Origin of the sequence: Streptomyces sp. (assembly GCF_050698815.1) — a bacterium.
Classification (GTDB): Bacteria; Actinomycetota; Actinomycetes; order Streptomycetales; family Streptomycetaceae; genus Streptomyces.
The window spans coordinates 1-7016 of record NZ_JBOHCV010000423.1 but is presented as its reverse complement, the minus strand read 5'-3'; the positions used below and the strand labels follow the sequence as shown (position 1 = coordinate 7016).

Genomic DNA, 7016 nt, shown 5'->3' with positions numbered 1-7016 from the left:
CCACTCGGTTGTACGACGTACCACTCACGGTGATATCCCTGCAGCGGACCGTCAACAGTGCCTGTGCGTGCGGCCTGCTGATACGCGTGGGACGTCATCGGCGGAGCTTTCCTGTCCGGGCTCGTTCGTCTTGAGCGGTGGAGGAACCCTAGCGCCAGATTCTCGTCACGTTCCCCGAGGTTCGGGCGGCGTCACTCGAACGCGGAGAGCCGTCCCACGTGCTGTGAGCACCGGTGGTGGCTCCGGCGGCTGAGGTCGCGCACACTTGCCGGGTGAGTCCGACCGCCAAACTCTGGCCCCTCGCCCCAGTGGGCCTGGCCGACTTGATGCAAGCTGCCAAGGCCGTGTTCTTCGACTTCGACGGGCCGCTCTGCGATGTCTTCTTCGCGCACCCTGCCGCAACCGTCGCGGAGGAGCTGAAGACCGCCGCGAAGGGTGTCTGGGGGGAACTCCCCGGTCAGTTGGAGTCCTCCAGCTTGATCTAGCGCGGAACCCCGGGCGTTCACGCCCGGGAGGAAGCGCTTCTCTGGATTGCTCTGACCCGCAGGTGCCCGCGGGCCTGCACTGTTGACCTCAGCCAGGTCGCTTCTGGTTCTCGATGTACTCCTTAATGATCTCCAACGGTGCTCCGCCGCACGAGGCGGCGAAGTACGAAGGCGACCAGAAGTGGTCACCCCACAGGTACTTACGGATATGGGCTGGGAACTCCTGACGGAGCCGCCGGGCGGAGACGCCCTTGAGAGAGCCGACCAGCCGGGACAAGGCGACTTTGGGCGGGTAGTGCACCAGCAGGTGGACGTGGTCTCTCTCCCCGTTGAACTCCACCAGTTCGGTGTTGAAGTCCGCGCACACGTCACGCATGACCTCCTCGCAGCGCCGGAGGATCTCATCGGTGAACGGGCCGCGCCGATACTTGGGTGTGAAGACCAAGTGCGCGTGAAGGGTGTATACGACTGTTCTACCCCTGCGGATATTGGGGTTTGGTTCCCAACGTGGTGACATAGATCAATGATAGGATCACGCCCGTGAAACTCGTTGTGCAGGTGAAGCTGATGCCGGAGGCCGAGCAGGCCGCCGCACTTCTCGCGACCCTGCGCATGGTCAACGAGGCCGCGAACTGGGTGTCGGGGGTGGCGTTCGAGCAGGGTGTGCCCCGCGAGTACGAGCTGCGCAAGCACACCTACGCGGAGTTGAAATCGCGGGGGCTGGGGGCGCAAGCAGCCCAGCACACCATCAAGAAGGTCCGCGACGCCTACACGACGCTCAAGGCCAACATCAAGGCCGGGAACCTCGGCAAACCGGGCTCGAAGCGGCGCCGGAAGGCCGAGTCCAAGCCCATCACCCTTCGGCCCGAGGCAGCCCAGCCGTACGACGACCGGTGCCTGAGCTGGCAGTACGACGCGCAGACGGTGTCCATCTGGACCACCGCCGGACGCGTCCGGGGTGTACGGTTCGTCTGCTCCGCCGACGGCCTCAAGATGCTGCGCGAGTACCGGCAGGGCGAATCGGATCTGGTGGAACGCGACGGCGTGTTCTACCTGATCGCCACCTGTGAGGTCCCCGAGGAGAAGCAGTACGAGCCCGACGGGTTCATTGGTGTCGACCTCGGCATCGTCAACATCGCCACCACGTCCACCGGCTATCAGGCCGCCGGGCGCGACCTGAACCGGCACCGCAGACACCACGGCGATCTACGCGAGAAGCTCCAGCGCAAGGGCACCAAGTCCGCCAAGCGGCTTTTGAAAAAGCGCAACCGGCGCGAGCAGTGCTATGTCTCCAACACCAACCACGTCATCGCGAAGACGATCGTGACCGAGGCTGAACGCACCTCGGCCGGAATTGCCCTGGAAGACCTGGGCGGCATCCGGCAGAGGGTACGGCTCCGCAAGCCCCAACGGGTCATGCTCCACTCCTGGGCCTTCGCCCAGCTCGGAGAGTTCATCGCGTACAAGGCACGCCGCGCAGGCGTGCCCGTGGTTCACGTCGACCCCGCCTACACCTCGCAGACGTGCTGCGAGTGCGGGTACGTCGACAAGAAGAACCGGGTCGACCAGGCCCTCTTCATCTGCCGGAACTGCGGGGTCGTTGCCCACGCGGACCGGAACGCTTCCCACAACATCGCCCAACGCGGCGCCGTGGTGTGGAACGCGGGGCGTGAGTCACGCGTCCCTGCCACCCCGTAAGGGGTGTCTGGACGGAGGAGTCCACCCAGCAACCAGCTGGGCACTACCTCCAAGCCCGGTCCTTCGGGACCGGGTCAAGTTGACGGCATGCCTTACCTCGGCCCACCTGAGGCTCCCAGAGCTGCTGGGCTCGTAGCAGCTGTGCGCTGGGCTTGCGATGGACACGCTGAGGCTGACTCTCCCACGACGAAACGGCTCTTGGCCGAGCTCCGTCAGAGGCTGGATCCGCACTGCATCGCGGCATTCTCAGACGTGGAGCTTCTCGCCGCCTGGAACGACGTACCCCTTCGCAAGCGCGCGGATGTCGTACAGCTGCTCCGGGGATGCCGAGACTCCTGGCTGCCAACGGTGTCGATCGCCGCCCCGGCCAGGGCCACGCACGCGATGCTGGTCGACTAGAAAGGCATGCGGCGGCGGGTGCGGCGGCCCGCGGTGCCGGCGGTCCGCCGCCGGGCCGGTCAGCTGCCGAGCGGCCCCGGCACGGACTGCTCGGCCCAGATGACCTTGCCGTCCTTGGTGTAGCGGGTGCCCCAGCGTTCGGTGAGCTGGGCGACGAGGAAGAGGCCCCGTCCGCCCTCGTCCATGGTGGCGGCGTAGCGCAGATGCGGCGAGGTGCTGCTGCGGTCGGAGACCTCGCAGATGAGCGTACGGTCGCGGAGCAGCCGTACATTGATGGGCCCGGCGCCGTAGTGCATGGCGTTGGTGATCAGTTCGCTGAGGATCAGCTCCGTGGTGTCCACGAGACCCTCCAGCTCCCACTCCGCGAGCCGCGCGGAGACGGCGGCGCGTGCGCGGCGAACGGCGGCGGGGTCCGACTCCACGTCCCACTCGGCGACCTGCTCCGCCCCCAGCACCTGCGTACGGGCGACGAGCAGCGCGATGTCGTCGCTCTGGACGTCCGGGACGAGGGCGTCGAGCACGGCGTCGCAGGTCTGCTCGGGGGACTGGTCCGGGTGCGCCAGGGTCTCGCGGAGCAGCCGGAGCCCGGTGTCGATGTCCTGGCCACGGCGTTCGACGAGGCCATCGGTGAACAGGACGAGTCTGCTGCCCAGGGGCAGCTGCAACTCGGCGGATTCGAAGGGCAGTCCGCCGATGCCGAGGGGAAGACCCGAGGGTACGTCCAGGAACTCCACCGTGCCGTCGGGGTGTGCGAGCGCGGGCGCCGGGTGGCCGGCTTTGGCGATGGCGCAGTCCCGGGACACGGAGTCGTAGACGGCGTACAGGCAGGTGGCGCCGGTGATGGTGGTCTCGTCGCCGGCCGCGACGGCGTCCTGGTCGGTGAGGGCGACCAACTCATCGAGGTGACCGAGGAGTTCGTCGGGTGGCAGGTCGAGGGAGGAGAAGTTCTGCACGGCGGTGCGCAGCCGTCCCATGGTGGCGGCGGCGTGCAGCCCGTGCCCGACGACGTCGCCCATGACCAGCGCGACGCGGGCGCCCGGCAGGGGGATGACGTCGAACCAGTCGCCGCCGACTCCCTCCTGCGCCGGGAGGTAGCGGGAGGCGACCTCGACGGCGGCCTGTTCGGGCAGGGCGCGGGGCAGCAGGCTCCGCTGAAGCCCCACGGCCATGCCGTGCTCGCGGGTGTAGCGGCGTGCGTTGTCGAGGGACACCGCGGCGCGGGCGGCCAGTTCGGCGGCGAGGGAGAGGTCGTCCTGTTCGAAGGGCTCGGGTTTCTCGGAGCGCCAGAAGTTGACGACTCCCAGCAGCACGCCGCGGGCGCGCAGCGGCGCCGCGATGATCGAGTGGATTCCGTAGTCGATGACCCGGGAGGCCCGTGCGGGATCGACCGCCTGCCACCCCGGGGATTCCGCCAGACGAGGCACCAGGACGGCCTGCCCGCTCTCGACGCCACGGGCCTGCGGCGATGACGGCACGAAGTTGATCAGGTCGCCGACGGCGAAGAGGGGAGCGTCGTCGCGGATGCCGCTGAAGGCCGTGCGCCGCATCCGGACACCGCCGTCGCTGGTGCTGGTGCCGTTCACCCCGGGTTCGTCACCGTGCAGCACGGGCTCGACCAGGTCGACGGTGACGTAGTCGGCGAAGCGCGGCACCGCGACCTGCGCCAGCTCTTCGGCCGTACGCGTCACATCGAGGGTGGTGCCGATGCCGCCGGTCGCGTCGTAGAGCAGCTTCAGCCGCCGCCGGACCAGCTCGACCCTCTGCGACGCCTCGCCGATCATCTCCATCACCTCATCGGTGCCGACCCGGTCCTCTCCGGCCACGGCGTCGACGGCAAGCCGCGCGGACGCCGTGCCGACCGAACCGGCGAGCTGGGCTTCCGTGTGATGGATCAGCTCCGGGGCCGCTTGGGCTGACAGTGAGTCGGGTCTCGTTCCGGAGTAGGAGAGCAACGACCGCTGGGCGCCCTCCCGGCCGAGGAAGCGCTCCAGCAGCGTCTGCAGTTCGCCGACCGTGGCACGGGCCTGCAAGCGCCGCTCCCTGACCGGCTCCGCGAGGATGTCGACGAACTGCACCGCCTGCGCCCGTTCGGTGGCGTCGGGTCGGCCGGCGAGTGAGACTGCGACATACCCGCCGATGTTCAGCAGCGCACTCCAGAACATCGCATGGCTGATCGGGTCCATTCCCTCCAGGCCCAACAGCTGCTGCGGCCGGAGCAGCTCGATGCCGAGCGGGCCCTCGCGCAAGAACGCGGCAGGCAGCAGCCCGGCCTCGGCGAAGCTCGGCAGCAGCAGGGTGTACGCCCACACGGCGAACCCCGCCACCAGGCCGACCAGCACGCCCTGGCGGGTGCCGCCCTTCCAGAACAGTCCGCCCAGGATCGCGGGCGCGAACTGCGCCACAGCCGCGAACGACACCGTGCCGATCATCCCCAGCGCCGGCCCCTCGCCGGCGAGCCGGAAGTACGCGTACCCGAGCAGCAGGATCAGCACGATGGCCGCCCGGCGAATGCCCAGCACCAGCCCGGCGACGTCGTCCCGCTGCGCCAGCCGGGACTTGCCGCGCAGCAGCAGTGGCATCACGAGTGAGTTCGACACCATGGTGCTGAGCGCGATCGTCTCGACGATGATCATGCTGGTGCCCGCGCTGACGCCGCCGATGTAGACGAGCAGCGCGAGTGCCTGCGGGCCTTCGGCCATCGGCAGGGCCAGCACATAGGTGTCGGCGTCGACGGCGTCTCCGAACCGCAGAAGCCCACCGGCCGCGATCGGAAGCACGAAGAAGGTGATCGCGAGCAGATAGAGCGGGAACAGCCACATCGCCCGTTTGAGGTGCCCCTCGTCGACGTTCTCGACGACGATCATCTGCCACTGCCGGGGCAGCAGCACGATCGCCAGCATGGACAGCACGTTGAGCCAGACCCACGTGCTGTTGCTGGTCTCCTCCCCCAGCGTGAACAGCTCGGTGAGGCCGGCGTCCGCTGCCTGGGAGAACAGGTCGTCGAACCCCCCGAACAGCCAGAAGGTCACAAAGATCCCGGCTGCGAGGAACGTCACGAGCTTGACCACGGACTCGAACGCGATGGCGGCGACAACGCCCTCGTGGCGTTCAGTGGTGTCCAGGTGACGGGTGCCGAAGAGGATGGTGAACGCGGCGAGCAGCAGCGCTACGTAAAGACCGGTGTCCTGGAACAGCGGGACGTGGTTCAGCTCCGAGGTGGAGGTGATCTCGGGGTGCCGCCGAATGATCTCGAAGGTGTTGGAGACCGCCTTGAGCTGCAGCGAGATGTAGGGAACGATCCCGACCACAGCGATGATCGTCACCAGGCCGCCCAGCGAGGCGCTCTTGCCGTAGCGGGCGGAGACGAAGTCGGCCAGTGAGGTGATCCGGTGCCGGCGGCTGATCCGGATGATTCTGCGCAGCACCAGCCAGCCCAGCGCGAACATGAGCACGGGCCCCAGGTAGACCGACAGGAAGCTGACTCCATCCGTGGCGGCCGTGCCCACGTTGCCGTAGAAGCCCCACGCGGTCTCATACACCGCGAGGGACAGCGCGTAGACGGTGGCGTTGTTGATCAGGCTCCGGCCGGCGTCCGCCCGCCGGTCACCGTAGAAGGCCACGGCGAAGAGCAGACCGAGGTACGCGACCGACACAGCGACGATGACCCAGGTCTGGAGCACGGCACTACCTCGATCTGCGGCCGATGACGGCGACCAGACCCATCACGATCGCCCAGACGAGATAGAGGTAGGCCCAGAGAACCGGGACGCCGAAGACCTGGTCCATGTGGTCGAACTGCGTCAGCAACGGCGGAACGATCAGCACGGCCCCCAACGCCGCCACGGCCGCCAGGCGCGCGGTGAGCTGCTCGTCGTCTCGCGGCTCCGCCACGGCTGCCTCCGCATCCTCTATGCCACGCCTTGCGACCGCCCAGGTGCGTCCAGTGCCGTACCACGGCGCCGACCGGCACCGCCATGACCAGGACTCCGCCCAGTCCAACACGTCACCGAGACGCCTGCTGGCTCATCGAAGATCGCCACGCCCACTCCTGCCGTCCGTGAGACAAATCCGTGAGACGAACAGGCCCCGGCCATGCTGCGAAGCCGGGGCCAGAGCTGTCGGTTCCGTGGCCGTGAGCGCATCGGCTCCGCGGCCCTCGGCATCGGCTAGAACGGCATGCGGCGGCGAGTGCGGCGGCCCGCCGCCCCGCTCTTGCCCACGGCGCGTGAGCTGCTGCGGAAAGGTTTGCTGAGCAGGCGGCCCAACTGGCCCGGTGCCTTGCCCGCGGTCCGGGACCCCGCCCGGAGGGAACGTTGCGTCCCGCGCTGGGGACGGTGGGAGAACCGGGGCAGCAGAAAGGCCAGCACGGCCAGGACCACGCACACGACGACTATGCCGATGACCACGAGTCGCTCCTTACGTCGGGTTCGTACC

Annotated in this window: 6 protein-coding genes and 1 pseudogene; 3 read left to right on the top strand and 4 right to left on the bottom strand. The window is 68.3% G+C overall.

All coding sequences use genetic code 11. The features are described from left to right. Positions 1–272 precede the first annotated feature (272 nt). Positions 273–485, top strand: a complete 213-nt coding sequence (locus ACRDP3_RS15370; protein WP_431517499.1) for a hypothetical protein — start codon at positions 273–275, stop codon at positions 483–485. An 88-nt stretch (positions 486–573) separates the two neighbouring features. Here the strand turns inward: ACRDP3_RS15370 and tnpA are convergent, their stop codons facing one another. Next, the gene (gene tnpA, locus ACRDP3_RS15365) at positions 574–1002 is read right to left on the bottom strand and encodes an IS200/IS605 family transposase (protein ID WP_431517498.1); all 429 of its coding nucleotides are present in this window, start codon (positions 1000–1002) and stop codon (positions 574–576) included. 50 nt (positions 1003–1052) lie between these two features. Between tnpA and ACRDP3_RS15360 the strand changes: the two genes are divergently transcribed. Next, entirely contained in the window at positions 1053–2183 is a 1131-nt protein-coding gene (locus ACRDP3_RS15360; RefSeq protein WP_431517501.1) for an RNA-guided endonuclease InsQ/TnpB family protein, read from the top strand. 87 nt (positions 2184–2270) lie between these two features. After that, a complete protein-coding gene (locus ACRDP3_RS15355; protein ID WP_431517497.1) occupies positions 2271–2582 on the top strand; it encodes a DUF6197 family protein in 312 nt (103 codons plus the stop codon). A 59-nt stretch (positions 2583–2641) separates the two neighbouring features. On the opposite strand, the pseudogene ACRDP3_RS15350 reads toward ACRDP3_RS15355, so the two are convergent. The 3 genes and pseudogenes from ACRDP3_RS15350 to ACRDP3_RS15340 form a co-directional block, all read right to left on the bottom strand. Continuing rightward, positions 2642–4348, bottom strand: a pseudogene (locus ACRDP3_RS15350) (SpoIIE family protein phosphatase); the annotation flags it as partial. 1918 nt (positions 4349–6266) lie between these two features. Further along, positions 6267–6473: a hypothetical protein gene (locus ACRDP3_RS15345; protein WP_431517496.1), complete on the bottom strand. Its 207-nt coding sequence runs from the start codon at positions 6471–6473 to the stop codon at positions 6267–6269. A 275-nt stretch (positions 6474–6748) separates the two neighbouring features. Further along, positions 6749–6988 (bottom strand): DUF6411 family protein, encoded by a 240-nt coding sequence (locus ACRDP3_RS15340; protein WP_431517500.1) that lies wholly within the window; start codon positions 6986–6988, stop codon positions 6749–6751. Positions 6989–7016: the final 28 nt, after the last annotated feature.